General features: G+C 68.2%; 25 protein-coding genes. 12 read left to right on the forward strand and 13 right to left on the reverse strand.

Features of this window, described 5'->3' with window-relative positions:
- Window positions 1-8 precede the first annotated feature (8 nt).
- A complete protein-coding gene (locus tag AB0J62_RS26935) occupies window positions 9-1,091 on the forward strand; it encodes a DNA polymerase IV (RefSeq protein WP_363876781.1) in 1,083 nt (360 codons plus the stop codon).
- On the opposite strand, the gene AB0J62_RS26940 is transcribed toward AB0J62_RS26935, so the two are convergent.
- Window positions 1,092-1,946, reverse strand: coding sequence for an amidohydrolase family protein (locus AB0J62_RS26940; protein WP_363876784.1), 855 nt, complete (start codon window positions 1,944-1,946; stop codon window positions 1,092-1,094). It lies immediately after the preceding gene.
- A complete protein-coding gene (locus AB0J62_RS26945; protein ID WP_363876787.1) occupies window positions 1,943-3,031 on the reverse strand; it encodes a mandelate racemase/muconate lactonizing enzyme family protein in 1,089 nt (362 codons plus the stop codon). Before AB0J62_RS26945 ends, AB0J62_RS26940 begins: the two co-directional genes overlap by 4 nt.
- A gap of 140 nt (window positions 3,032-3,171) precedes the next feature.
- On the opposite strand from AB0J62_RS26945, the gene AB0J62_RS26950 reads away from it, so the two are divergent.
- From AB0J62_RS26950 to AB0J62_RS26965, 4 genes are read left to right on the forward strand one after another with little or no spacing between them, the layout of a single operon-like run.
- Window positions 3,172-3,867, forward strand: a complete 696-nt coding sequence (locus tag AB0J62_RS26950) for a GntR family transcriptional regulator (RefSeq protein ID WP_134110793.1) — start codon at window positions 3,172-3,174, stop codon at window positions 3,865-3,867.
- An 18-nt stretch (window positions 3,868-3,885) separates the two neighbouring features.
- The gene (locus AB0J62_RS26955) at window positions 3,886-4,734 is read left to right on the forward strand and encodes a fumarylacetoacetate hydrolase family protein (protein ID WP_363876792.1); all 849 of its coding nucleotides are present in this window, start codon (window positions 3,886-3,888) and stop codon (window positions 4,732-4,734) included.
- A 33-nt stretch (window positions 4,735-4,767) separates the two neighbouring features.
- Window positions 4,768-5,370 carry a class I SAM-dependent methyltransferase gene (locus tag AB0J62_RS26960; RefSeq protein ID WP_363876795.1) on the forward strand — a complete coding sequence of 201 codons (603 nt, stop codon included), beginning with the start codon at window positions 4,768-4,770 and terminating at the stop codon, window positions 5,368-5,370.
- A 9-nt stretch (window positions 5,371-5,379) separates the two neighbouring features.
- Window positions 5,380-5,757 carry a VOC family protein gene (locus AB0J62_RS26965; RefSeq protein WP_134110799.1) on the forward strand — a complete coding sequence of 126 codons (378 nt, stop codon included), beginning with the start codon at window positions 5,380-5,382 and terminating at the stop codon, window positions 5,755-5,757.
- Window positions 5,758-6,026: 269 nt separating this feature from the next.
- Here AB0J62_RS26965 and AB0J62_RS26970 read toward each other — a convergent pair whose 3' ends face one another.
- From AB0J62_RS26970 to AB0J62_RS26990, 5 genes are all read right to left on the reverse strand, one after another.
- Window positions 6,027-6,410: a hypothetical protein gene (locus tag AB0J62_RS26970; RefSeq protein ID WP_363876800.1), complete on the reverse strand. Its 384-nt coding sequence runs from the start codon at window positions 6,408-6,410 to the stop codon at window positions 6,027-6,029.
- Between the two features lie 56 nt (window positions 6,411-6,466).
- On the reverse strand, window positions 6,467-6,838 hold the full coding sequence (locus AB0J62_RS26975; RefSeq protein ID WP_363876803.1) for a hypothetical protein: 372 nt from the start codon (window positions 6,836-6,838) through the stop codon (window positions 6,467-6,469).
- 166 nt (window positions 6,839-7,004) lie between these two features.
- Entirely contained in the window at window positions 7,005-8,141 is a 1,137-nt protein-coding gene (locus tag AB0J62_RS26980) for an alpha/beta hydrolase (RefSeq protein WP_363876806.1), read from the reverse strand.
- Between the two features lie 147 nt (window positions 8,142-8,288).
- Complete coding sequence (locus AB0J62_RS26985) at window positions 8,289-8,840, reverse strand: histidine phosphatase family protein (protein WP_363876809.1); 552 nt, start codon at window positions 8,838-8,840, stop codon at window positions 8,289-8,291.
- 84 nt (window positions 8,841-8,924) lie between these two features.
- Window positions 8,925-11,642, reverse strand: a complete 2,718-nt coding sequence (locus AB0J62_RS26990; protein ID WP_363876812.1) for a LuxR family transcriptional regulator — start codon at window positions 11,640-11,642, stop codon at window positions 8,925-8,927.
- 158 nt (window positions 11,643-11,800) lie between these two features.
- Between AB0J62_RS26990 and AB0J62_RS26995 the strand changes: the two genes are divergently transcribed.
- Genes AB0J62_RS26995 through AB0J62_RS27015 form a run of 5 tightly spaced genes read left to right on the forward strand, consistent with a single transcriptional unit; the run spans window position 11,801 to window position 17,235 of the window.
- Entirely contained in the window at window positions 11,801-12,658 is an 858-nt protein-coding gene (locus AB0J62_RS26995; protein ID WP_363876815.1) for a DUF427 domain-containing protein, read from the forward strand.
- Window positions 12,655-14,295, forward strand: a complete 1,641-nt coding sequence (locus tag AB0J62_RS27000) for an MOSC and FAD-binding oxidoreductase domain-containing protein (RefSeq protein ID WP_363876818.1) — start codon at window positions 12,655-12,657, stop codon at window positions 14,293-14,295. Before AB0J62_RS26995 ends, AB0J62_RS27000 begins: the two co-directional genes overlap by 4 nt.
- Window positions 14,295-14,717, forward strand: coding sequence for a VOC family protein (locus AB0J62_RS27005; RefSeq protein ID WP_363876821.1), 423 nt, complete (start codon window positions 14,295-14,297; stop codon window positions 14,715-14,717). The genes AB0J62_RS27000 and AB0J62_RS27005 overlap by 1 nt, the downstream gene beginning before the upstream one ends.
- Window positions 14,714-16,564: a Na+/H+ antiporter NhaA gene (locus AB0J62_RS27010; protein ID WP_363876824.1), complete on the forward strand. Its 1,851-nt coding sequence runs from the start codon at window positions 14,714-14,716 to the stop codon at window positions 16,562-16,564. Before AB0J62_RS27005 ends, AB0J62_RS27010 begins: the two co-directional genes overlap by 4 nt.
- A 29-nt stretch (window positions 16,565-16,593) precedes the next feature.
- Complete coding sequence (locus tag AB0J62_RS27015) at window positions 16,594-17,235, forward strand: LysE family translocator (RefSeq protein WP_363876827.1); 642 nt, start codon at window positions 16,594-16,596, stop codon at window positions 17,233-17,235.
- On the opposite strand, the gene AB0J62_RS27020 is transcribed toward AB0J62_RS27015, so the two are convergent.
- From AB0J62_RS27020 to AB0J62_RS27035, 4 genes are all read right to left on the reverse strand, one after another.
- The gene (locus AB0J62_RS27020) at window positions 17,225-18,589 is read right to left on the reverse strand and encodes an MFS transporter (protein ID WP_363876830.1); all 1,365 of its coding nucleotides are present in this window, start codon (window positions 18,587-18,589) and stop codon (window positions 17,225-17,227) included. The genes AB0J62_RS27015 and AB0J62_RS27020 overlap by 11 nt on opposite strands.
- 29 nt (window positions 18,590-18,618) lie before the next feature.
- Window positions 18,619-18,987 carry a DUF1304 domain-containing protein gene (locus tag AB0J62_RS27025; RefSeq protein WP_363876833.1) on the reverse strand — a complete coding sequence of 123 codons (369 nt, stop codon included), beginning with the start codon at window positions 18,985-18,987 and terminating at the stop codon, window positions 18,619-18,621.
- Between the two features lie 15 nt (window positions 18,988-19,002).
- Complete coding sequence (locus tag AB0J62_RS27030; RefSeq protein WP_363876835.1) at window positions 19,003-19,911, reverse strand: hypothetical protein; 909 nt, start codon at window positions 19,909-19,911, stop codon at window positions 19,003-19,005.
- A gap of 152 nt (window positions 19,912-20,063) precedes the next feature.
- Entirely contained in the window at window positions 20,064-21,545 is a 1,482-nt protein-coding gene (locus tag AB0J62_RS27035) for a DEAD/DEAH box helicase (RefSeq protein ID WP_363876838.1), read from the reverse strand.
- A gap of 163 nt (window positions 21,546-21,708) precedes the next feature.
- Here AB0J62_RS27035 and AB0J62_RS27040 point away from each other — a divergent pair, with 163 nt between their 5' ends.
- The gene (locus tag AB0J62_RS27040) at window positions 21,709-21,876 is read left to right on the forward strand and encodes a hypothetical protein (protein ID WP_363876841.1); all 168 of its coding nucleotides are present in this window, start codon (window positions 21,709-21,711) and stop codon (window positions 21,874-21,876) included.
- Between the two features lie 73 nt (window positions 21,877-21,949).
- Window positions 21,950-22,459 (forward strand): DinB family protein, encoded by a 510-nt coding sequence (locus AB0J62_RS27045; protein ID WP_363876844.1) that lies wholly within the window; start codon window positions 21,950-21,952, stop codon window positions 22,457-22,459.
- Window positions 22,460-22,569: 110 nt separating this feature from the next.
- On the opposite strand, the gene AB0J62_RS27050 is transcribed toward AB0J62_RS27045, so the two are convergent.
- Window positions 22,570-23,238: a TetR family transcriptional regulator gene (locus tag AB0J62_RS27050; RefSeq protein ID WP_363876847.1), complete on the reverse strand. Its 669-nt coding sequence runs from the start codon at window positions 23,236-23,238 to the stop codon at window positions 22,570-22,572.
- A complete protein-coding gene (locus tag AB0J62_RS27055) occupies window positions 23,210-23,620 on the reverse strand; it encodes a DCC1-like thiol-disulfide oxidoreductase family protein (protein WP_363876850.1) in 411 nt (136 codons plus the stop codon). The genes AB0J62_RS27050 and AB0J62_RS27055 overlap by 29 nt, the downstream gene beginning before the upstream one ends.
- Window positions 23,621-23,629: the final 9 nt, after the last annotated feature.

The following is a 23,629-nucleotide window of genomic DNA, read 5'->3' on the forward strand; positions in this document are numbered from 1 at the left end:
TGTGGGGTATGAGCTGGTGGGTCCTACACGTGGACATGGATCAGTTCATCGCGGCCGTGGAGATCCGTCGGCGGCCTGAGCTGCGTGGGCTGCCTGTCGTGGTGGGCGGGTCCGGGGATCCGACCCAACCACGGCAGGTGGTCGCCACGGCGTCGTACGAGGCGCGCGAGTTCGGCGTACATTCCGGGATGCCGGTGCGGGCGGCGTACAAGAAGTGTCCGCAGGCGGTGTTCCTGCCGTCGGATCCTGCGGCGTACGACGCGGCGTCGGCCGAGGTGATGGACACGCTGCGCTCGTTCCCGGTCGTGGTGGAGGTCTGGGGCTGGGACGAATGCTTCGTCGGCGCGGAGACCGACGATCCGGAGGCGCTGGCCGTCTCGCTGCGCGCCGCCGTCGAGGAGCGAACCTCACTGACCTGCGCGGTCGGCATCGGCGACAACAAGACACGGGCCAAGCTCGCCACCAACTTCGCCAAGCACTCCCGCTCCCACGCGGCACCCTTCGCCGGCGCGGGCGAGGGCTCAGCCGCAGGCATCTACCGGCTCACGGCCGCGAACTGGCGCGAGGTGATGGACCACCGCCCGATCCGCGACCTCTGGGGCATCGGCAGCCGGATGGAGAAGAACCTCAACGAACTCGGCATCACCACCGTCGCCGAGCTGGCGGCGGCCGACGTCGACGTGTTGAAGAAACGCTTCGGCCCGAACATGGGCGCCTGGTACGCCGCCCTCGGCCGGGGTCTCGGCGACACGCACGTCACCGACGTCCCGCGCGAACCGGTCTCCCGCAGCCACGAGGAGACCTTCGCGACAGACCTGGTCGAACTCCCGGACATCGAACGCGAACTCCGCCGCATCGCCGAAGAAGTCACCCGCGAGGTCGTCGCCGACGGCCGCACCATCCAGCGCGTCTGGGTCAAGCTCCGCTTCATCAGCTTCTACACCCCGATCAAGAGCCGCAAACTCAAGACCCCGACCCAAGACCCCGAGGTCATCGCCACCACAGCCCTCGACCTCCTACAGAAGTTCGAAATCCGCCGCCCAATCCGCCTCATCGGCGTCCGCGTCGAGTTCGTCCCTCCCACTAACTGACTATTGCAGCTTGTAGGTGCTGGTGGCTGTTGTGGTGAAGATGGCGTCGAGCTCGGTGGGGGTGAGGTTGGAGGTGAGGGTTTCGGCGGTTTCTACGACCTGGTTGTAGGTGGCGGCGAGGAGGCAGACCGGCCAGTCGGAGCCGAACATGACTCGGTCGGGGCCGAAGGCGTCCAGTACGACGTCGGCGTACGGCTGGAGGTCTGCGGGCTTCCAGGTGGTCCACGGGGCTTCAGTGACCATGCCGGAGAGTTTGCAGGTGACGTTGGGGAGGGCCGCGAGCTCGCGGAGCTGGCCTGCCCACGGCTCGAGTGGTTCGCCGATGACGGGTTTGGAGATGTGGTCGACGACGAAGGTGAGTTGCGGGAGGTTGCGGGCGGTTTGGATCGCGGCGGGGAGATGCGGGGTCTTCGTCAGGAGGTCGTACGCGAGGCCGGCGTCGGCGATAGCGGCCAGGCCGCGTTGTACGTCGGCGCGCAGCAGCCAGTTGTCGTCCGGCTCGTCGTGGACCTGGTGGCGGATCGCCTTCAGGTAGGAGCCGTCGGGACGCGACAGCAGACCGTCGAGCACCTCGGCGATGTCTTCGGCCGTCAGGTCGACCCAACCGACGACACCGGCCACCAGATCGTTGCCAGCGGCAATCTCCAGGAACTCGAGAGTCTCCTCGACCACACCGACCGTCTGCACCAGCACGGTCGACGCGATGTCGGCCGCCGCGGCCAGCGGCGCGAGGTCCTCGATCGAGAAGTTCCGCCGGATCGGGTCCAGCTCCGGTCCCACCATCCACGTCTGCTCACGAACGCTCAGATCCCACACGTGGTGATGCGCGTCGACTCGAGTCGTGCTGAGACTCATCCGACCCTCCGATCGTCAATCGCGTCCTGGTCCCAGTCGATGCCCAGACCAGGTACGTCGGGCGCTACCGCATGACCGTCGACCACAGCCATCTCTGATTGCGTGATCGCCCTCAATTGCGGGATGTGCTCAACGTACCGTCCGTTCGGCACCGCAGCGGTCAGGCTGACATGCAACTCCATCAGGAAGTGCGGACAGACCTCGAGGTTGAACGCCTCGGCCAGATGCGCAACCTTCAGCCACGGAGTGATCCCACCGATCCGTGCCACGTCCACCTGCACGATCCCGGCGCCACCGGCAGCGACGTACTCCCGGAACTGCGAGACGGAGTACAACGACTCCCCCACCGCGATCGGGATCGACGTGGACTCGGCCAGCCGCACATGTCCGGTCACGTCGTCCGCCGGCAGCGGTTCCTCGAACCAGGACAGATCCACCGCCTCAAACGCGGCGGCCCGGCGCTTCGCCTCGGCGTACGTCATGGACTGGTTCGCATCGACCATGATGTCCATGGACGGCCCCACTGCATCCCGTACTGCGCGCAGCCGCTCCACGTCCTCATGTACTCGCGGTTTGCCGACCTTGAGCTTCACACCGGGCCACCCAGCCTTCTGCGACGCCAGCGCGCCCGCGACGAGCTCATCGGTTGTCAGGTGCAACCAACCGCCCTCGGTGTCGTACAGCGGCACCTGCTGCCGATAACCACCAGCCAGTCGCCACAGCGGCTCACCGGCCCGTAGACACCGCAGATCCCACAGTGCGGTGTCTACGGCCGCCAGCGCGAGTGACGTGATCGCACCGACCGTGGTGGCGTGCGTGGACCAGAACAGGTCCGACCAGAGCTCTTCGACGTTCCGCGCGTCCTTGCCGACCAATCTGGGCAGCAGGTGGTCTCGCAACAACGCAAGAACCGCTGTGCCGCCGGTGCCGATCGTGTACGAGTACCCCAGACCGCTCAGCCCGTCCGTTGTCGACAGGGAGACGAAGATCGTCTCCTGCTTCAGAAACGACTGCACGGCGTCGGTGCGGACCGTCTCGACCTCGAGATCGACCAGGTAGGCCGTAGCCTCGGTGATCGTGCTCACCGGCAGCTCACGGCGGTTCGACGACAGCGGATGATCATCGGGCGGCTCCAGATCCTATAGGATATTGCGTACCTGATGCTCCCGCTTCACACTGGAGCCGTCAAGTGTGGGGCAGAATGAGCGTTCCGGGAGGAGTGACAGTGACGGATGCGCATGTTGGGCTCGCAGGGCAGCTCGCCCGCCTGCCCCAGCGACAGGTGCTGAGCGACGACGTCTACGAGACGGTCAAGGGCCTGATCATGGACAGCGTGGTGGAGCCGGGCACCCGGCTGAACATCGACGCGCTGACCCGCGAGCTGGGCATCTCCCAGACCCCGATCCGGGAGTCGCTGGCCCGGCTGGAGTCCGACGGCCTCGTGATCAAGGAGCCGCTCCGGGGGTACCGCGTGTCCTCGCGGCTGACCCGCGAGGAGTTCGAGGACCTGTTCGAGTACCGCCTGCACATCGAGCCGTGGGCGGCCGCGCGGGCTGCCGAGCGGTCCGGGTCCGAGGACCTGGCCCGGTTGAAGGCGGAGATGCTCAGCTACACCGACGTACCGGACCGTCCGTCGTACGAGAGCTATCGCGCGATGGCGGCGCACGACCAGCGGTTCCACGACCTCGTCCTGGAGCTGGCCGGCAACGAGACGGCCCGGCTGTCCTTCCAGCGGACACACTGCCACCTGCATCTGTTCCGGCTGTACTACGGTGGCGGCATCGCGACGAAGGCGTTGCGAGAGCACAAGGTAGTGGTGACCGCTGTCCGCAAGGGCAACCCGGAGGAGGCGGCCGCGGCGATGCGGTCGCACATCGAAGCCTCGCGCGCCCGGCTGCGTCCCATCTTCGACCAGGACTGACTGAAACAGGGAGATTCTGTGGAACTGCTCCGCCTCGGTCCGATCGGTGAGGAGCGCCCGTACGTGCGCGCCGCCGACGGCACCGTCCACGACCTGACCCCGATCACCGGCGATATCGACGCCGCGTTCCTCGACTCCGACGGGATCGCGCGGACCCGCGCCGCCCTGGACGCCGGGGAGCTGCCGGTCGCCTCCGTCGACGGTCTCCGGATCGGCGCGCCGGTCGCCCGCCCGGGCGCGGTGGTCTGTATTGGCATGAACTACGCGGCACACGCGGCCGAGGGCGGCGCCGAACCGCCGAAGCAGCCGATCGTCTTCTTCAAGCACCCGAACACGGTCGTCGGCCCGAACGACGACGTACTCGTGCCGCGCGGCTCGACCAAGACCGACTGGGAGGTCGAACTCGCCGTCGTGATCGGCAAGCAGGCGCGGTACGTCGAGTCCGACGAAGAGGCACTCGCCTGTATCGCGGGGTACACCGTGTCGAACGACGTGTCGGAGCGGACCTTCCAGATCGAGGTCTCCGGCGGGCAGTGGTCGAAGGGGAAGTGCTGCGAGACGTTCAACCCGCTCGGGCCGTCGCTCGTGCCGGCTGACGAGGTGGACCCGACGAACCTCGCGCTGAAGTCGTGGGTGAACGGCGAGCCGCGGCAGGACTCGAACACGCGCGACATGATCTTCTCGGTGGCGGCGCTGATCCGCGACCTCTCGCAGTACATGGTGCTCAGCCCCGGCGACATCCTGAACACCGGTACGCCGGAAGGCGTCGCGTTGTCGGGCCGGTTCCCGTACCTGTCTCCCGGCGACACGATGGAGATGGAGATCGAGGGTCTGGGTCGCCAGAAGCAGTCCCTCGGCAAGGCCTGAAAACTGTCCCCGGCCGGCTCTAGGGTCGGCCGGGTGACTGACTTCCTGGACGACATCCGCACCTCGTACGACACCGTCGCCGTCTCGTACGCCGAGCTCGTGGTGGACGGCGCCGACTGGGAGAGCGAAGCCTTCGACCTGCTCGCGAAGCTCGTCGCCGGTAGCGGACGGACGGTCCTCGATGTCGGCTGCGGACCGGGGCGGACGACCGGTCTGCTCGCCGAGCGCGGTCTGCGCGTCACCGGCATAGACCTGTCGCCCGGGATGATTGAGGTCGCCCGCCGCGACCACCCGGACCTCGACTTTCGTGTCGGCTCCATGACCGCGCTGGACGTCGCCGGTGGTTCGGCCGCGGGCGTCGTGTCCTGGTGGTCGATCATTCACCTGCCGCGCGACGTCGTACCTCAGGCCTTCGCCGAGTTCTACCGCGTGCTGGCTCCCGGCGGTGTCCTGCTGCTGGGGTTCCATGTCGGTTCGGAGTCGAGCCATAAGACGTCCGGGTACGGCGGCCACCCGATGAACATCCACGTCCACCGGTGGACCGCGCCCGCTCTCACCGAGCTCGCGGTCGCGGCGGGCTTCGCGCCGTACCTGGCGACCGAAATTCCCCACGACCGTCTGCTCTTCCAGAAGTAGCCTCTGCGCATGACATCTCGAGTGCGATCGGTGACGTTCGATACCCACAACCCGTACGAACTGGCCGGCTTCTGGCTGCAGGTGCTCAACGCCCCGCGCCCCGACGACGACCACCCCGGCGACCCGTACGCGGCCGTGGTGACGGACTCGGTGACGCTCCTGTTCGAACAGAACAACGACGAGAAGGCCGCCAAGAACCGCGTCCACCTAGACCTCGAACCCGACATCCCCCGCGACGAAGAGGTCGAACGCCTCATCGCCCTCGGCGCCACCATCGCCACCGACCACCGCAACCCCGACGGCACCGGCTGGGTAGTAATGCACGACCCCGAAGCCAACGAATTCTGCGTACTCCGAAGCGCCGCCGAACGAGCTGCGACCAGCTAAGAGAACCCCGCGTACGGACAGCCGCCCCGCGCGGGCGACGGCGTAGGTCGCGCTCGTCCGTAGACGAAAGGTGGTCACGGGGAGCGCGGGGCATCTCTCGGAGGCCATGGATGCCGTGGAATGCATCCGAGTATGCGGAGGGTGGCCCGCTGTAGCGCGAGGTACTTGAGCACCTAGGTCGCCGGGGGTGGGTGGGGAGCGCGCGCGGGAGAGGGGCGGAGCGACGAGGGAAGCGGCTGCGTAGCGCGGGGGGTGCTTGTCCGGGCGGTCTACAGGTCGTCGACGTAGGGGGTTTGGCCGGTGAAGGTTAGGCGCCAGTCGGTGGTGTGGGCGTCTACGGTCAGGTCGTAGCCCTGGCGTCGGGCCGTGAGCTGGTGGTGGTCGTCGGTTGCGTCGGAGACCGTTACCTTCCAGCCGCGGGCCTCGAGGGTTTCGGCGGTGAAGCCGATTTGGGCGATCGGGTCGGGGGTTGTCGGATCGCCGGTTTCGACGGTGATCGTGCAGACGGACTCGCGGCCGCGGTCGTCGGAGAGGGCGCCTTGGTCGGCGGGGCCGATGTCCTGGGTGACCGTCGGGGTCTGGTCCGGTACGACGATCGCCGCTACCGCCATGAGCTCCGAGCGGAGGTAGTTTCGCGCTTCGGTCAACGTCACGGTATCCGTGATACACCGTGCGGCCAACGCACGCGACACCAGGCCGTGTTTCGATCTCAGGAAACCAGTGGCGTCTCTCCGGTGAACGTTATCCGCCAGTCCGATGCCCAGGCGTGTACGGCGACCTCGAACCCGTCACGCGACGCGGCAACCCGGTAATGCCCGTTCTCCGGCGCGGCGACCTCGGCGTTCCAGCCTCGTGCGCGCAACACGTCCGCCGCAGCCGCGACCGCAGCTGCCGGATCCGGGTCCTTCGCATTGCCCGTCTCAACCGACACCCGGCAGACGGTCGCCGGACCGCGCCCGTCAAACAACACACCCGGGTTCACCGGCCCAGGATCATGCGTCACCACAGGCTGCTGATCCGGTACGACGGCCGCCGCCACCGCCACCAACTCACTCCGCAAAAACTCCCGCCCGTCCGTCATCCCCGCACCCCTCCCACCCGCCAACCCCGTACAACCCCAACCACCCAAGCAGCCCCAGAACCAGCACCCCATCCAGCAGCACCAGTCCACTCCCGAGCACCCCACTCGCCGCCACCCGGCACCACGGCCGCCGCCACGAACTGACTCCCCATCAGCTCACGCCCGATCATCGCCTCGGCCCTTCCGCTCGCCGACCGCGTGTCACCCCGGTCGCCCGAGCAGCACCAGCGCGCCCGCCAGTACCCGTCCCCTCACCGGCGCCCGAGGCGGTGGCTCGGGGGGAGGGGTGTGATGGCTTGGTCAGTGGCACAAGACCGTCGTACACCTTCGAGGCTGCGCCGGCGACTGCGTTGAGCGGACCGCCCCATGAGGTGCCGAGGATCAACTTGGTCTCCGCGGATCGGCTGGTGTCCGTCGTCGTGATCGACGCCAAATCACCGCGCACTACCCGGCCGATGTTGCGGAGTGCCTCGCTGTTCGGGCGGTAGTACTCGTTGTGCCAGTGCACCGAGACCGCCTCGTCGTTGGCGATCGGATCGTTCGTGGCCATCCGGATCGCGTCGGGGAAGGTCGCCGGATCGGGCCCGTGCCATTCGGAGTACGCGACGTAGTCCCCCGGCGCGCGTTCGACGTACAGACGGGTCGGCGGTTGCACGAAGTCCGCCGCCTCATCGACGTACTTCGTGATGCCCGGCGATCCGGTCATCACCACGCGCTTGGCACGTCCGCCGTCCAGCAGCGCCTGCCCGAGTACGTCGGTGCCGTACGAGTGCGCGACGGCCGTGACCTCGGCACCGTCAGCCTTCAACCCGTCGAGCTCGTTCAGGAACTCCGCCAGCCGCGGCCCGCCCTCCAGCGCCGCATTCTTGCTCGCGGCCTGCATCAAACCCTGAGGCGAGTCGTAGTCGAGCCACACCACGACAGCGGTCTCCGACGGACCGGCCTCCTGCCGGATCAGATCGCCACGGTCGGACTGTCCACGAAAGGTGTCCAGGCTGTTCCCCATCCCGGGCACCAGGACCGCGACGTTCTTCGCGTGCTGGAGATCGCCGAGTACTTCGACAGCGCGCCCCTGCCCGCCCACATCGACCTTGAGGAACTGCCGCGGCCGTTGAACGGCTACAACGTTGCCCTCGGCATCCAACGCCGATTCCGTGACCGGCGTCAGCAGTTCCTTGACGGTGGCCAGCCTTCGCCGCTCGGCGTCGCCCCCGGTACCCGAGTCGACCGCTGCCTGCAGACGGACTCGGGCAGCTTCCAGCAACTCGAGATTGGCGCGATACCTCTCAGCCAGCTCGTCCATGGCGTGACTCCCCGTGACAGCCGGTCACCTGGGCGTGAGACCGGACTGACCGCAGTCTGCCAGGCGACGAGGTCCGCCGCATCCCGTCAACCGCCGACCTGTGGACATCCTGGTGACGATCGCGAGCTCGACGGTCAGGTCGGTCGTTCAGTGCAGGGCGAGTGACCAGGAGCCGACGTGCAGGGACAGGTTGACGATCGCCAGCGGCTGTACGTCGACATGCCGGAGCGACTCGGCGGGCGCGTCGACGACGTACAGCACGATCGCCCGGACCACCGCAGGATGCACGACCGCGAGCACCGAGCTGTGGTCTTTGTGGCGCTCGGCAACATCGCCCAGCCAATCGGCGACCCGCCCGATCAGGTCGTTCTCCGTCTCGCCGCCGGGTGTCGCGGTGTGCGGTCGGTCAAGCCATGCCGCCACCTGCGTCGGCTCTGCGGCGAGTAACTCTTCCAGCTCGCGCCCGGCCCATTCGCCGTACTCACGGTCCCGCAGAGCAGGCTCGACCGCGGCGTCGAATCCCAGCGCGGAGGCGGTCCGTACGGCGGCCCGCTCGGGCCCGGCGTACACCACGTCGGCCGAAAGCTTCAGCTCCCGCGCCGCCTCCAGACCCTCTGCGTCCGGATCCACGTCCCCGCCAAGCACAAGCGCCTGCAACGCAGGCGTCAGGGCATGCGCGACCACAGCCAAACCCGTCAACCTGCAGCCACCTTCGCTCAAGCCCCACACCGAAACCGTCCCAGCAGCGTAGCGGCCGAAACCCCCGGAACTGCGCAGGGGTGACTAGCGTGGCAAGACCTGGTCCAGTTGGCTGCGGCTGGCTATCTCCAGCTTCGAGAAGACCTTGCGGAGGTGGTACTGGACAGTGCGGGCGCTGATGAACAGGCGCGTGGCGATTTCGGGATTGGACAAGCCGTCCCGGGCCATGCGGGCTATCTGGGCCTCTTGTGCCGTCAGCTCGGTGCGTGTCGGCACGACTCTCTTGCGGGCGGTGCCGCCGGCTGCCTGGAGCTCACGGCGGGCACGGTCGGCGAATCCGGCCAGGCCCATCGTCTCGAAGCCGGAGTGTGCCGTGCGGAGGTACTCGCGGGCATCCGTACGCCGCCGTTCCCGCCGCAACCACTCGCCGTACAGCAGTTGCGCGCGTGCGAGCTCGACCTTCAGTGCGGTCTTCTCCAGGTGGGCGATCGCCTCGCGGTACAGCCCCTCGGCCGTCTCGCCGGCCGTGACGAGCGCACGGCATCGCGCGGACACTCCGAGCGCCCAGTCCGTCCCGGTCGCGTTGGCCATCTCCTCGACCGTCTGCGCGGCCCGGTGCGCAGTGTCGATCGCACCGGTACGGACCGCCGCTTCCACCAGCTCACTGGGTGAAAGCATCATCGAGCGGTCCTGACCTGCACGTTGAGCCGCATCGAACGCGTCCTGGTACCGGCCCAGCCCGTTGGCGAGCACCGCGGCGGCCCAGTCTGCGAACGCGACCCCGATCCCTTCACCCCGCCGACGACCGTCCCGCTGCGTCACCTCGACCAGCGCCAGCGTCTCGGACCGGTCCCCACGGAACGCAGCCAGCGCGAGCCGACCGTACGGCGCGAGCTTGCCACCGGTCACCTCGTTCGCCGCCTCCACCTCGTCGGTCAGAGTGGCGGCCGTCTCCAGGTCACCGGCGAACACCGACACATACGCCAGCGAGGTAAGAGCCAACGCGACATCACTGAGTACTCCGGTTTGCCGCACGAGCTCCATGTGCCGCCGGGACAACTGCGCCCACCTCTCCGCGTCCCACAACCGCAGCGCCGTCGTGGTGGCCATCCACAGCAGCTGCAGCTCCTCCTCGACAGACAGACTGGGGCCGAAGCCGGCCAGCGCCTTGTGCAATGTCGGAGCACCCGCTGCGTACCCGTCCCGGTAATAGAGCGCAGAGCCCTCGAGCAGCAGGTCTACACAGCGCGTGACGTCGGGCCGCGGCGCAGCAGCGGCCAGATGCGCGGCAGTGAGCACATCGCCGTCCGGTGTGGCCAGGTGCCCAGCAAAGATCGCCGCCGACAACGCATCCAGGTACGTCGTGCGCGCCAGCGCCACATCGACCTTCTCGAGCCTCCTGGCAGCCTTCAGCATCAGCTGCGGCGCGTCGTTCCCTCTGTTGGTGAGGAACGCGAGCTGTGCGTGTACGAGGTCCGCCCGGGCCCGCTGGAGCTCGCTGAGCTGCTCCCCCTCGGCCATGGCGAGCAGCTCGGCCGCCGAGTCGAACGCGCCGGTCTGCAGCTCGGCCTGTGCGGCTGCCAGCGCCCGCGCGGCTCGCTTGACCGGGTCGATCGTCAGCGCGGCGGACCGCTGCAGGAACGCAGCTGTTGCCGCAAAGCCGCTCCGGGCCTGTGCCCGCCCGGCCGACCGCTCCAGCTCGTCCGCAATCTCCTCGTCCGGCCCGGCCGCGGCCTGCGCCCGGTGCCACGCGCGCCGATCCGGGTCGGACGCCGCGTCGGTCTCCGCGGCCAGCGCCTGATGGACCTCGCGCTGCTCGGCTGCCGACGCGGAGCAGTACGCCGCCGACCGCACCAGCGGGTGCCGGAACCGGATTCGGTTCGCGAACTCCGCGAGCCCCGCATCGGTCGCCGGAGTGGCAGCCTGCGGATCGATCCCGAGCCGTACGGCGGCCCGTCGTACCAACGCGTCGTCGCCGGAGGGCTCCGCCGCGGCAAGCAGGAGCAGTCGCCGAGTCTCGGCCGGCATCACGGTCACTCGCTGGATGAACCTCTCCTCGATGCCGGTCACGCTGGGAAGCCCGAAGCCGCCGGCCAACTGCGCCGGCGTCAACCCACGCGGCAGTTCGAGCAACGCCAGCGGGTTCCCATGCGCCTCAGCGACCAGTTGGTCGCGCACCTGCGCATCGATCGGCGCGGTCAGTACGGCGTCCAGCAGCGAACGCGCGTCTGCATCACGCAAGCCACCAATCTGGTACTCCGGCAATCCGGTGAGGATCTGTCCGACCTCACGGGTGGCGAAGACGAGGCCAAGGGACTCAGCACCTAGCCGACGAGCCACGAACGACAGGATCTGCGCAGAACAGCGGTCCAGCCACTGCTGGTCGTCGACCAGGCACAGCAGCGGCTGGTCGACTGCAGCCTCCGCCAGGAGGCTCAGAACACCCAGACCGATCAGGAACATGTCCGGAGGTGGTCCGGCACTTATGCCGAACACAGTCCGCAACGCCTCGGCTTGCGGCGCCGGCAACCGGTCGAGCAGATCGAACGCAGGCGCACACACCTGGTGGAGAGCGGCAAAGGCCAGCTCCATCTCCGACTGCACACCCGAAACCCGTACTACCTGCCCGCGGTGCGCCCGAGCCTCCAGGTAGTCCATCAGGGCCGACTTGCCGACCCCAGCCTCGCCGGACAGCACCAGCGCCCGGCTCTGCCCTGAGCACACCGCACTAATGAGCTGATCGAGCGCATCGCATTCTGTCTCGCGCCCAGTCAGCTCAGCAGAGCGATGGAGAGGAAGCACAGCCTCAAGGTATCCCCGCTTGCCGGCATCGCCGAGTGGCTGGCCAGTGGCGGATGCGAACCGATTCACGCCTGTCGCACCCTCTAGCGGTGCGACGAGCAGTCGTCGGAGCCGTTTGTGTTCCGTAAGCGTTCTGCTGACCTGAACGGAGATGTGTGATGGGACTGGCCTGGCAACAAGGTCCATTGGGGACCGGTGCGATCGGACGGTTCTTGGTACCGGTCGAGCTACCGGAGCGGATGCTGTACGCCGAGCCGGCGCGGCGGCGGATGCGGGTCCGTTTCGGCGACAACTGGATTGCCGACAGCGAGGACGTCGTACTGCTGCATGAGCCGGCGCGATACCCGGTGGCGTATTTCCCGGTTGAGGATGTGGTGGCCGACGTACTCAAGTCGGAGGACCGGACCACGCAGCACAAGGACCTCGGCGCGACCGCTTGGTACACGGTGACTGCCGGTGACACGAGCAGGCCGCGTTCGGCGTGGCAGCACGTGGAGCTGCCGGAGTACGCGAGCGAACTGAAGGGACGGGTCGCCTTCGCGTGGCGGGCAATGGATGCCTTCTACGAGGAGGACGAGCGGATCGTCGGCCACGCGGCCGACGCGTACCACCGGATCGACATCCGCCAGACCAGCCGGCACCTGATCGTCCGCGACGGCGACAAGCTCATCGCTGACACGTCACGTCCGCTGGTGCTCTTCGAGTCGGGCTTCGCGCCGCGCTGGTACGTACCGCGCGAAGACGTCACCGACGGCGCACTCACACCGGTCGAAGGCCAGACCTTCTGTCCCTACAAGGGCCTGTGCAGCTACTACGACATCGGAACGGCGGCACGCGCCGCGTGGTCGTACGAGGACGCGTGGACCGAAGTACGCCGGATCTCGGGCTTCGTGTCGTTCGAACCGGACAAGGTCGAGGTGGAGCTGGACGGGAAGCGGATGCGGCAGGAGCCTGGTCAGAGTGTGATCTCGCATGGTGTCGACCGCGACCTGACTGTGGAGGAACTGTCCGGATGAACGCAGCCAGTGTTTTGTCGGTCAACGTCGGAATGCCGAAGAACGTCGAATGGAACGGCAAGACAGTCTTCACCGGAGTCTGGAAGCAGTCGGTCGACGGGCCGGTGATGGTCCGGCGGCTGAACCTGGACGGCGACGGGCAAGGCGACAAAGCCGGCCACGGCGGCGAGCAGCGTGCCGTGATGGTCTACCAGATCGATTCGTACCGTCACTGGGAGAAGCACTTCGGGCGGGACGACTTCGTGTACGGGCAGTTCGGCGAGAACCTGACGATCGACGGGCTCCCCGACGACGAGGTGTGCATCGGCGACCGGTACCGGATCGGCGGAGCCGAACTCGAGGTCACACAGCCGCGAGTGACGTGCTACCGGGTCGGACTGCGGATGGGGGAACCCGAGCTGCCCGCACTGCTCGTCAGCCATCACCGGCCAGGGTTCTACTGCCGCGTGATCACCGAAGGACCGGTGCAGGCCGGCGACCCGATCGTGAAGGTCTCTACCGGTCCCGGTGCGCTCAGCGTGGCTGACACGGACGCACTGCTCTATCTGCCGCACCGGGATCGGGCCAAGCTGCAGGTCGCCGTACAGATCCCTGCGTTGAGTCCTGGGTGGCTGGGGTCGTTCCAGGACCTGCTGGCCGCGGACGAGAAGCCGAAACCGGCGTGGGACGGCTTTCGCCAGCTACGCGTGACGGAAGTGGTTCCGGAGAGCACCGACGTGTTCTCCGTGCGCCTCGCCACGATCGACGGCAGCGACCTACCTCCGGCTCGCCCCGGCCAGTACCTGACCTTCCGCCTGCCGGACGCCGTACGCAGCTACTCACTGTCCTCAACGACCGACTACCGCGTCAGTATCAAGCGGGAGCCGCATGGAGTTGGCAGCGGCTACATGACCCGGCTGGCTGCCGGAGCGGTCGTCGACGTGGCCGCACCTCGTGGTGACTTCCTGCTGCAAGACGGCACTACGCCGGTCGTACTGCTCTCGGCCGGTATCGGGCTGACCCCCGTGCTGGCGATGCTGCATGCGCTGGCCGGTAGCTCTCGCGAGGTCTGGTGGATCCACACCGCCCGTGGTCCCTCCGAGCACCCGCTAGCGTCCGAGGCGCACGAACTGCTCGCCCAGATGCCCAATGGCCACGAGCGCATCTACTACAGCTCGATCGACGGTCGGCTCACCGAAGCGAAGCTGGCCGAGCTAGCGCTACCAGCCGACGCAACGGCGTACATCTGCGGACCTGCGGCCTTCATGACCGACATGCAGGCCGCATTGCGCGCAGTTGGGATCACTCAGGTCCACACCGAGCTGTTCGGTGCGCTAGCCGCGATCAACCCCGGCCTGGTCGACCAGACCGCCCGTACGCCGCATCAGCCGGACGGGCCACCCGGCGACGGACCGCAGGTGACTTTCGCCCGCAGTGGAATCTCCACTGCGATGCGGGACGGCAGTCTGCTCGAGCTGGCGGAGGCGTGCGATGTTCCGACCCGCTGGAGCTGCCGCACCGGGGTGTGTCAGACCTGTGTCACTCCACTCTTGTCAGGAGAGGTCACCTACTCTCCCACCCCACTCGAACCCCCGCCCGACGGTCAGACGCTGCTCTGCTGCACCCGACCGACGACCGATCTCGTTCTGGATATGTGATGGATTACCGAATCGAAGTTGTCACTCTGCCGGTCAGCGACGTGGACGCGTCGCTCGCCTTCTACCGATCGCTCGGCTTCAGCGTCGACGTCGACTATCACCCGCGCGACGGCTTCCGCGTCGTCCAGGTGACCCCGCCCGGCTCGGCCTGCTCGATCCAGTTCGGCGAAGGGCTGACCGACGCGGCGCCGGGCTCCGCGCGGACCAACTATCTCGTCGTCGACGACCTCGAGGCCGCTCATCGAGAACTGGTTGCCAACGGCATCAAGGTCGGCGACGTCCAGCACAAGGAGCCGATCGACACCTGGGCCGGCGAACTCGCCCCCGGCCTGGACCCCGAGCGCCGGCCGTACGCGAGCATGGCCGAGCTCAGCGACCCGGACGGCAACACCTGGACGCTGCAGGAGATCAACAACAGATGACCGAGCTCGACCCCAGCGGGATGTCGCGGACCAGTGCCGCGACCAGCCCGCTGCGCGCATTCCTGCGCACCGAGGCGGCCAGTGCGGCCGTTCTGGTCGCCGCGATCGTGATCGCACTCATCTGGGCCAACCTCAGCGGCACGGCGTACGAGAGCTTCTGGACGACCGAGCTGCCGATCCGGATCGGACCGCTGTCCGCGAACCTCGACCTCCGGACCTGGGTGAACAGCGGACTGATGACGCTGTTCTTCCTGGTCGTCGGACTCGAGGCACGCCGCGAGTTCGACCTCGGTGAGCTGCGTGAACGCCGCCGACTGGTCCTCCCGCTCGCTGCCGGTCTGGCGGGGATGGCCGTACCGGTCCTGATCTACCTGGCGTTCAACCACTCCGGTGACGGGCTGCACGGCTGGGGTGCTGCGATGTCGACTGACACCGCACTGGCCCTCGGCGTGCTCGCGGTGGCCGGCAAGCAGGTGCCGGACCGGATCAGAACCTTCCTGCTGACCGTGTTCGTCGTCGACGACGTGGTGGCGCTCGTGGTGATCGCGGTCGCGTACACGAGCGAGGTGCATGTCGTCGGCTTGCTGGTCGCGATCGCGGCGTACGGCGGTCTGCTGGCGACCAGGCGGGTGCCGTACCGGCAGCGGCGGGTCCTCTTTGCCGCACTCACCGTGGTGCTGTGGTGCGCGCTGCTGGCGAGTGGGATCGACCCGGTGGTCACAGGTCTGGCGGTCGGGCTGGCCACCTCGGCGTACCTGCCTCGGCGGGATGCACTTGAGCAGGCGACCACGCTGGTCCGGCTGTTCCGTGAGCAGCCGACGCCGGAGCTGGTGCGGGAGGCGACCACCGGGCTGACCGGGACGTTGTCGGCCAACGCTCGCCTGCAGCACACGTACCACAGCGCGACGAGCTATCTGATCGTGCCGCTGTTCGCCCTGGCGAACGCGGGCATTTCGCTGCGGCCGAGTCTGCTGTCGGACGCGCTGACGGCACCTGTGGCTGTCGGTCTGTTCGTTGCGTTCGTGATCGGCAAGCCGGTTGCTGTCGCCGGCACGTCGTGGGCACTCATGAAGACCACGCACGGCTCGGTGCGGCCGTCCGTCGGCTGGGCGGGCGTTGTCGGGAGTGGACTGATCGCCGGAGTGCCGTTCACGGTGTCACTGCTGATCGCCGACCTTGCTCTGACTGGTACGGCGTTGCAGGAAGCGAAGATCGGCGTACTCGCGGCCGCTGTCGCCGCTTCTGTCATCACGCTGGGCTTCTACCGCCTATTGGCCGGCCACACAAGGGCGTTGCTGGGCAGCGGTCGCCAGTTGGTCGACCTGGCGACTCCGGTGGATCCTGGCCGCGACCATCTGCGCGGTCCGGCGGATGCAGTCGTCACCGTCGTCGAGTACGGCGACTTCGAATGCCCGTGGACCCAGATGGCCGCGCCCACGGCCCGCGAGCTGCTCGCAAAGAACAGCGACATCCGCTACGTCTGGCGCCACCTGCCGCTGCATGACGTGCACCCGCATGCTCAGTTGGCGGCGGAGGCAGCCGAGTCCGCGGGGCGGCAGGGCAAGTTCTGGCCAATGCACGACCTGCTCCTGGCCAATCAGGAGAACCTCGAACTAGAACACATCCTGAAGTACGCGGAGGAACTGCAGTTGGACCTCAAACGCTTCCGCACCGACCTGACCTCCCACGACTTCGCCACGCGGATAGCCCAGGACATCGACTCGGCCGACCGCAGCGGCGTAGCCGGCACCCCCACTTTCTTCATCAATAACCACCGTCACGACGGTCCTCAAGACCTCGGCTCGCTCACGGAGGCCATCCGCCAGTCCGTGGCCACGGCCAGCTGAGCGGCACTCGTCTCGCTTATCCTGGGTGGATGCCGTCCGCTCATCATCTGCTTGCGTTTGCGATCACTGCGTTCATCATCATCGTGGTTCCCGGGCCGAGCGTGTTGTTCATCGTGGGGCGTGCGCTCGCGGTCGGGCGGCGCGAAGCGGTCTTGACGATGGTGGGGAACACGCTCGGTGCTGCCGTCATGCTGGTGCTGATCGCGCTCGGGCTGGGCACGTTGATCGCGGCCAGTGCGATCGCGTTGACCGTGGTCAAGCTCGGCGGAGCGGCGTACCTGATCTATCTCGGCGTCCAGGCGTTCCGATCGCGGAAGTCGCTGGCGGAGGCGCTTGCCAGCGGGGTGAAGCCGGGCAGCAGCCGCAAGACCGTGCGTCAGGGCTTTCTCGTCGGCGTGACCAACGCCAAGACCGCGGTGTTCTTCGCGGCCGTGCTCCCGCAGTTCGTGGACAAGGGTGCCAGCAGCCCGGCGTGGTCGCAGATCCTCGTCCTCGGGCTGATCTTCATCCTGATCGCGCTCTGCTCGGACAGTGTCTGGGCCGTCGTGGCCGGTACGGCGCGCGAGTGGTTCGCCCGCTCACCGCGCCGGCTCGAGCTGGTCGGCGGCACCGGCGGCCTGATGATCATCGGCCTCGGCGCCAGCATCGCAGTGACCGGCTCTAAGGAGTAGTACGCCGAGCCGCCTGTACGCCAAGCAATGCGAGCAGTGCCGGGAGTCCGAACGCCACGACGTACGCCGTGATGTCGGAATGCGGTTCGATTGCCGCGAACAACGACCCGCCGATCGCCAATACCGTTGCTGTCGACAACGAATCGCTCAGCTGCGCCGCGGAGCTGTTCGCGCCCTGCTCGTCCCGCTCCGAGTAGTCCAGCGTCAGTACCGACAGCGTCGGGAACACCGTCCCCATCCCGAGTCCGGTCAGACTCCACCCCAGAATCCCGACGAGCACCGGCACCTGCGGACTGAGCGTCAACGTCGCGGTGACGATCCCCAGCACGATCAGCACCATGCCGCCCTGCAGGAAGACCGAGTGCGAGAACGGCTGATTCGGCCGTCCGCGGTACCAGGACGCCGCCGACCAACTCAGTGCGCTCACCGTCAGCACCAGTCCCGCCAGCGCCGGCGACAACCCGCGCTCCCGGGTGAGCATGAGCGGCAGGAAGACCTCCGCACCGAACCCGGATGCCGCTACCAGCCCACGCAGCGCGACCACCGACGGCAGTCCACGCCCGAACGCGAACGTCCCGGACGGCAACAACCGCGGCCCGAATGCAATCACGCCACCCAGCCCGACCACCAGCAGAACGACCTGGAGGACGCCCCGCTGCTGCCCGCCATAGTGCAGCAGCCCGACTCCCACCGCTGCCGCGACCGCCCACATCGCTCGCTTGTCCCACAGCTTTCCCGGACGTACTTCGTGCGCGCCCGCTCCCGCTAGCCCCGGTCGCATCACCAGAGCGGCCGGCACCGCAAGCGCAGGTACGGCGAGGAACACGAACCGCCAACTGGTGTGTTCGACGATCAATCCCGCGATCGCCGGCCCGACCAACGACGGGACGACCCACGCGGTCGCGAACGCAGCGAAGATCTTCGGGCGCAGCCGGGCCGGATACAGCTGCCCGACGACGACGTACAGCGCGACCGTGAGCAGCCCCGAGCCGTAGCCCTGGATGATCCGGCCGACGACCAGGACCTCCATCGTCGGCGCGAATCCCGCGATCAGCAGCCCGCCCAGGAACCACGCCGTACCGTGCCAGAGCGGGCGAGCCGGACCCTTCAGGTCACTCCAGGTGCCGGAGACAACCATCGCGACCACTCCGGAGGCAAGCGGTCCGCCGAACGCGAGCGCGTACAGACGAAGGCCGTCGAGTGCCTGTGCAACCGTCGGCATCGCAGTCGCGACGGCCAGTGACTCGAACGCGACCAGGGTGATCAGGGCAACCATCCCGATCGTCAGTGCGCGGTACTGGGGGGAGAGGACGCCGCCGGTGTCGGTGCTGGTCGGCTCGGCAAGGGTGGTCATGCCGAGAAGGTTCCGTCCTCAAGTGGACTTTAAGTCAAGGCTGCGAGCACCAACGCGAGGATCGGCGGCACAGCCTGCGTCGCCGCGGCGCGAGCCATCCGGCGATCAGAGGCGACCAGTACGACGCCGGCACCGGCCATGCACGCACACGCGAACAGCGCGATGGCATGCCCCTTGTCGCCACCCCAGACCAGCCCGCCGAGCGCGCCGATCGCCAGGAACAGGTTGTAGAAGCCCTGGTTGAACGCCCACGGCCGCGCGGCCGCCATCTCGGTGTCGTCCTTGACCAGGAACCGCCGATAGGTGCTCGGCTTGCGGAACAGCAGGCTCTCCAGCGCAAACACGACGACATGGAACACGCCAGCAATCACGACGAAGACCTGCGCGATCACGCTCATGCCCGGAAGGTACCGCTAGGCCCGCCAGTCTGTCGTGAAGGCACGCGCTGGGTTGTTCCGGAACACGGCATCCGCGACGTCAGCACCGAAGTACCGCGTGATCCGCGGGCGAAGGTGCGTCAGCAGGTAAGGCATGCCCGGGCCCTCACCGGTGGCGGCCCGCGCGCGAGAGGTCGTCGTGTCGCCGCCGAGCAGCAGGCGGTCGGCGTACCCGGCGTCGATCAGCGCGGCCAGACAGTCCATCATCCGCGGATCGGTGGCGTTGTTGGCCCGCGACGGCCCGTCGAAGGCCAGCCACGCACCCCGCCGCGCCAACTCGAGGTGGACGCGATGATCCGGAAAGCGGTTCAGGTGCCCGAGGATGACCGCACCTGGATGTACGTCGAGCTTGTCGACCAGCAGATCGAGTACTGCGTCTGCCGCCGAACCCAGCTCGTGGTGGACGGCGATCGGCGCGTTCGTCGCGTGATGCGCCTCAGCCGCGGCCCGCATCACCAGCTCCGCGTGGGCGTCGAGGACGTGGAAACCGCCGGCCACCTTGATGAGACCCGCCCGCACCTGAGTGTCGCCGATGCCCGCGGTCAGCTCGCGGACGAAGATCTCGGCCAGCTGGTCCTGCACCTTGTCGACGAAGCCATCGGGGTAGTGCTCACGCCGATGCAGACCGGTCGCCGCGACGATCGAAACCCCTGTGCTGGTTGAGATTCCAGGCAGCAGCTCGGCGCGCCGATTCAACCCGTACGGCGTCCATTGCACGATCGCCTGACCACCTGCGTCCGCGAACGCCCGTACTTCGGCCACCGCGGCCACCTCGTCGTCCAGCTCTTGACCAGGCAGGGCCGCCGAGCGGAAGAACAGGTGGTCGTGCGAGTCGGTGATACCGAGCGCGTCGGGCCGCAGGTCCCCCAGAACAGTACGAATCACACCACCAACGTAGCCTTCCAAACGCGCTGAGCCCCCGCTGCCCCGGCGGGGTCTCAACGACTGATCGGTGCTCGCTCAGGCGGCTGGGCTGCCCCTAGTCTCGGCGGGCGAGCGGAAGGCGCCTCAGGCGGCTTGCCTGCCCGGCGTTGGGCTCAGGCGGCTTGCTTGCCTGGGCCGCGGCGGCGGCGGCCGCGGCCGGTCGAGCGGCGGCTGGAGCCGACCGAACCCGGAGCCGAGCCGGTAGAGCGACCCGCGGAACCGGCCGAGCCGCGCGCGGAACCAGCGGCGCCGCCCGTCCGCCCCGCAGATCCGCCTGAGCTCGCCGGGCGGCCGGCCGAGCTGGCGGTGCGGCTTGTTGATCCAGCGGAACGGCGGCGGGAGCCCGATCGGCCGCCTCCGCCGCGCGGCGCGGAGGTCTCCACGGCAGGTTTCGCCGGCGGCTCGACGTAGGTGCGCTCGCCGGGGGCCAGCTCGGACAGCAGCGGGTCGCCGGTGGTGAGCTTGGTGACCGTCGCGGCGATGCCGGCCTTGCGGGTCAGATCGCGTACGTCGCGGACCTGCTCGTCGGTCATCAGCGTGACCACGGTGCCCTCGGCGCCGGCGCGCGCCGTACGGCCGGAGCGGTGCAGGTACGCCTTGTGCTCGATCGGCGGGTCGGCGTGGATCACCAGCGTCACCCCGTCGACGTGGATGCCGCGGGCCGCGATATCGGTCGCGACGAGCGTCTTCGCAGTACCGTCCGAGAAGGCCTCGAGGTTGCGGGTCCGGGCGCCCTGCGACAGGTTCCCGTGTAGCTCGACGGCCGGGACACCCTGGGCGATCAGCTTCTTGGTCAGTGACTTGGCGCCGTACTTCGTCCGCGTGAACACCAGCGAACGCCCCGGCGCAGCGGTCAGATCGACCAGCACCGGGAGCCGGGTGTCGGGCTGGACGTGCAGCACGTGGTGGGTCATCTTGGCGACCGGCGAGCGCGCCGAGTCGACGCTGTGCGTGACCGGGTTGCTCATGAAGCGCCGGACCAGAACGTCGACACCGGCGTCCAGCGTGGCCGAGAACAGCAACCGCTGGGCCGTGGCCGGGGTCGCCTCGAGGATCCGGCGTACGGCGGGAAGGAAGCCGAGGTCAGCCATGTGGTCGGCCTCGTCGAGCACGGTGATCTCCACCGCGCCGAGCTTCGCGTGACCAGCCTGGATGTGGTCCTCGAGCCGGCCCGGGCACGCGACGACGATGTCGGCGCCCTTGCGCAGGCCGTTGATCTGCGGCCCGTGTCCGACACCGCCGAAGATCGTCATCGACCGCAGGCCGAGCGTGTCCGCAAGCGGCGTGATCGACGCCTGGATCTGCGTGGCGAGCTCGCGGGTCGGCGCGAGGATCAGAGCGCGCGGCTGATTGGGCCGGCGCTTCGTGCCGCTCGCGGCGAGACGGGCGAGAACCGGCAGTACGAACGCGTAGGTCTTGCCGGATCCGGTCCGGCCGCGGCCGAGAACGTCCCTGCCGGCCAGCGAATCCGGCAACGTCGCTGCCTGGATCGGGAACGGCTTGGTGACACCGGACGCGTCCAGCGCGGCAACGAGCGGAGCCGGCACGCCGAGCTCCGCGAACGTGCGGTTGTCGGGGGCAATCTCCGCCGACACATGGTTGTCAACAGCAACAGTCTCGTTGTCTTCAGCAACTACAGACTGCGTGGCCGGCTGGTTGTTGCGTGTGGCATCCGAACGGCGTCGGCGCCGCGGTCGCGTGGACGCGGCCGAGCCTTGCGGGTTTGCGCTCGCGGTACGGCGCGGGGAGGTGGATTGCGTGGGCGTGGTTGTAGACGTGGGGCGGCGGGCCGCCATAGAAGTACTCCAAAAGTCGGGGGTCGTCCTGCCCGGCGCGGCCTGGTGGGCCGCGGCGCGTGGTGGTCGACTGCTGGCGCAAAGTAGTTGCGCGCTCCGGCCCGAGGCAGAACTGGGCGGGCCGTCGTGACCAGTCTACGGCATCGCGGGCCGACACCCGCCGGATATTCACAGGACCCTTGTCACACGGTTAGGTTCTGCACGTGACGACTGAGTTCCGGGTGGACCCACCCACGGCCGCCGACGAGCGCACACTCCTGCAGGGATTCCTCGACTACCACCGCGGCACACTGCTCTGGAAAGTGTCCGGGCTGACCGGCGAACAACTGGTTCAGCGCACCGTCGATCCGTCCAGCATGTCGCTGATCGGGCTGGTCAGGCACCTGAGCGAGGTCGAGAAGTACTGGTTCCACCGGGCGCTCGCCGGCCACGACTCACCCCCGAAGTACTGGACCGCCGAACACCCCGACGGCGATTTCGACCTGGCCGACCCCGCCCAGGCCGAGCAGGACGTCGAGGACTTCCGCGAAATCGTGAAGACGTCGGACTCGCTGGCCGCGGGGTACTCGCTCGACGACACCTTCATCCGCCCGGGACACGAGAAGCCGTACTCCGTCCGCTACCTCTACATCCACATGATCGAGGAATACTCCCGCCACAACGGCCACGCCGACCTCCTCCGCGAACGCCTCGACGGGAGCACCGGCGAGTAACGGGAGTTGCCCTCGCGTGCTGCGGCGGGGAACAGCCCAGCCGCCAGGGTTTGCCCGGGCGGCGTGACCAGCTAGCACTCGCACGCGGGGGAATCACCCGCGCGGAATTCTTACGGCTTGATTGAGTGGATCAGGCCCACGAGGTCGGTCACTACCCCGCGGACGCCTGGGATGCGGGTTAGGCGGAGTAGGCGGTCGACCAGGGGGACGGCTCGGTCGATGAGGGCGCGGGTGCGGCGTACGTCTTCGCTGGAGTCGTGGACCCAGAACAGGACTACGCCCATCTGCAGCAGCCACAGCAACTCCGGCAACTCGGCTCGTAGATCCGCCGGAACCTTCAGGTCCGAGCCCTCCACCACCTGGCGGAAGATGTCCACGGCCGCATCCCGCGCTGGCCGTGACTCCTCGCTGAAGGGCGACAGCGGGCTCTTGGGATCCGCCGCCGTCTTGAAGAACGTGCCTGCGAACTCGTGGTACGGCGCGGCCACCTCCAGCCACGTCCGCAGTACGCCGGTCATCCGCGGCACGAACGCCTTCTCCGACGCGAGGAGCTCCTCGACGGCTGCGCGGTGCTGGTCCTGGAGCAGGTCGTAGTACGCCTGCATCAGGTGGTCCTTGGAGCCGTAGTAGTAGTACGCGTTGCCCACCGAGACCCCGGCCTCGGTGGCGATCGCACGCATCGTGGTCTTCCCGTACCCCTGCTCCCGGAACAGCCGTAGCGCGGTCGACAGGATCAGTTCGCGCGTCTGTTCACCCTTCGCGGTCGCACCGTCCGTCACATCCGTCAGCGTAGTCACCTCCGCTCAACCGCCGCAGTCCCGCAGCTGCTTGCACCATCGCCCGCGCCACCGGTCGCATCGCCTGGCTCGCCAGCCGTACGGCGGTGTGCCTGTGCTCCCCCGTTGCCCACAGGCACACGATCCAGGCGCGATCGCCGACGTACACGGACCCGTCGTCGGCGATCACCGTCACCTCGCGCAACGTCGCTTCGTGATCCAGCGTCGGGTACTGCGCCCGCGCATCCGCCGACCCCGCCGCGACGAACCGCAGGCGCACCACGCCGCCCTCCCCGTTCGACGCCGGTCGCTGCGCCGCCAGCCAGTCCTTGAACCGGCGGCACAGTCCGCAGTGGGCGTCGTACAGCACCGTCAACTCACGCACGGTTCGGCG

Origin of the sequence: Kribbella sp. NPDC049584 (genome assembly GCF_040675555.1) — a bacterium.
Taxonomy (GTDB): Bacteria; Actinomycetota; Actinomycetes; order Propionibacteriales; family Kribbellaceae; genus Kribbella.

Bases quoted from the DNA above. Each gene is read 5' to 3' on its own strand.
- AB0J62_RS26935 (WP_363876781.1), top strand. From the start codon at position 9: ATGAGCTGGTGGGTCCTACACGTGGACATGGATCAGTTCATCGCGGCC.
- AB0J62_RS26940 (WP_363876784.1), bottom strand. From the start codon at position 1,946: ATGAGTCTCAGCACGACTCGAGTCGACGCGCATCACCACGTGTGGGAT.
- AB0J62_RS26965 (WP_134110799.1), top strand. From the start codon at position 5,380: ATGACATCTCGAGTGCGATCGGTGACGTTCGATACCCACAACCCGTAC.
- AB0J62_RS26975 (WP_363876803.1), bottom strand. From the start codon at position 6,838: ATGACGGACGGGCGGGAGTTTTTGCGGAGTGAGTTGGTGGCGGTGGCG.
- AB0J62_RS26980 (WP_363876806.1), bottom strand. From the start codon at position 8,141: ATGGACGAGCTGGCTGAGAGGTATCGCGCCAATCTCGAGTTGCTGGAA.
- AB0J62_RS26995 (WP_363876815.1), top strand. From the start codon at position 11,801: ATGGGACTGGCCTGGCAACAAGGTCCATTGGGGACCGGTGCGATCGGA.
- AB0J62_RS27000 (WP_363876818.1), top strand. From the start codon at position 12,655: ATGAACGCAGCCAGTGTTTTGTCGGTCAACGTCGGAATGCCGAAGAAC.
- AB0J62_RS27005 (WP_363876821.1), top strand. From the start codon at position 14,295: ATGGATTACCGAATCGAAGTTGTCACTCTGCCGGTCAGCGACGTGGAC.
- AB0J62_RS27010 (WP_363876824.1), top strand. From the start codon at position 14,714: ATGACCGAGCTCGACCCCAGCGGGATGTCGCGGACCAGTGCCGCGACC.
- AB0J62_RS27015 (WP_363876827.1), top strand. From the start codon at position 16,594: ATGCCGTCCGCTCATCATCTGCTTGCGTTTGCGATCACTGCGTTCATC.
- AB0J62_RS27020 (WP_363876830.1), bottom strand. From the start codon at position 18,589: ATGACCACCCTTGCCGAGCCGACCAGCACCGACACCGGCGGCGTCCTC.
- AB0J62_RS27025 (WP_363876833.1), bottom strand. From the start codon at position 18,987: ATGAGCGTGATCGCGCAGGTCTTCGTCGTGATTGCTGGCGTGTTCCAT.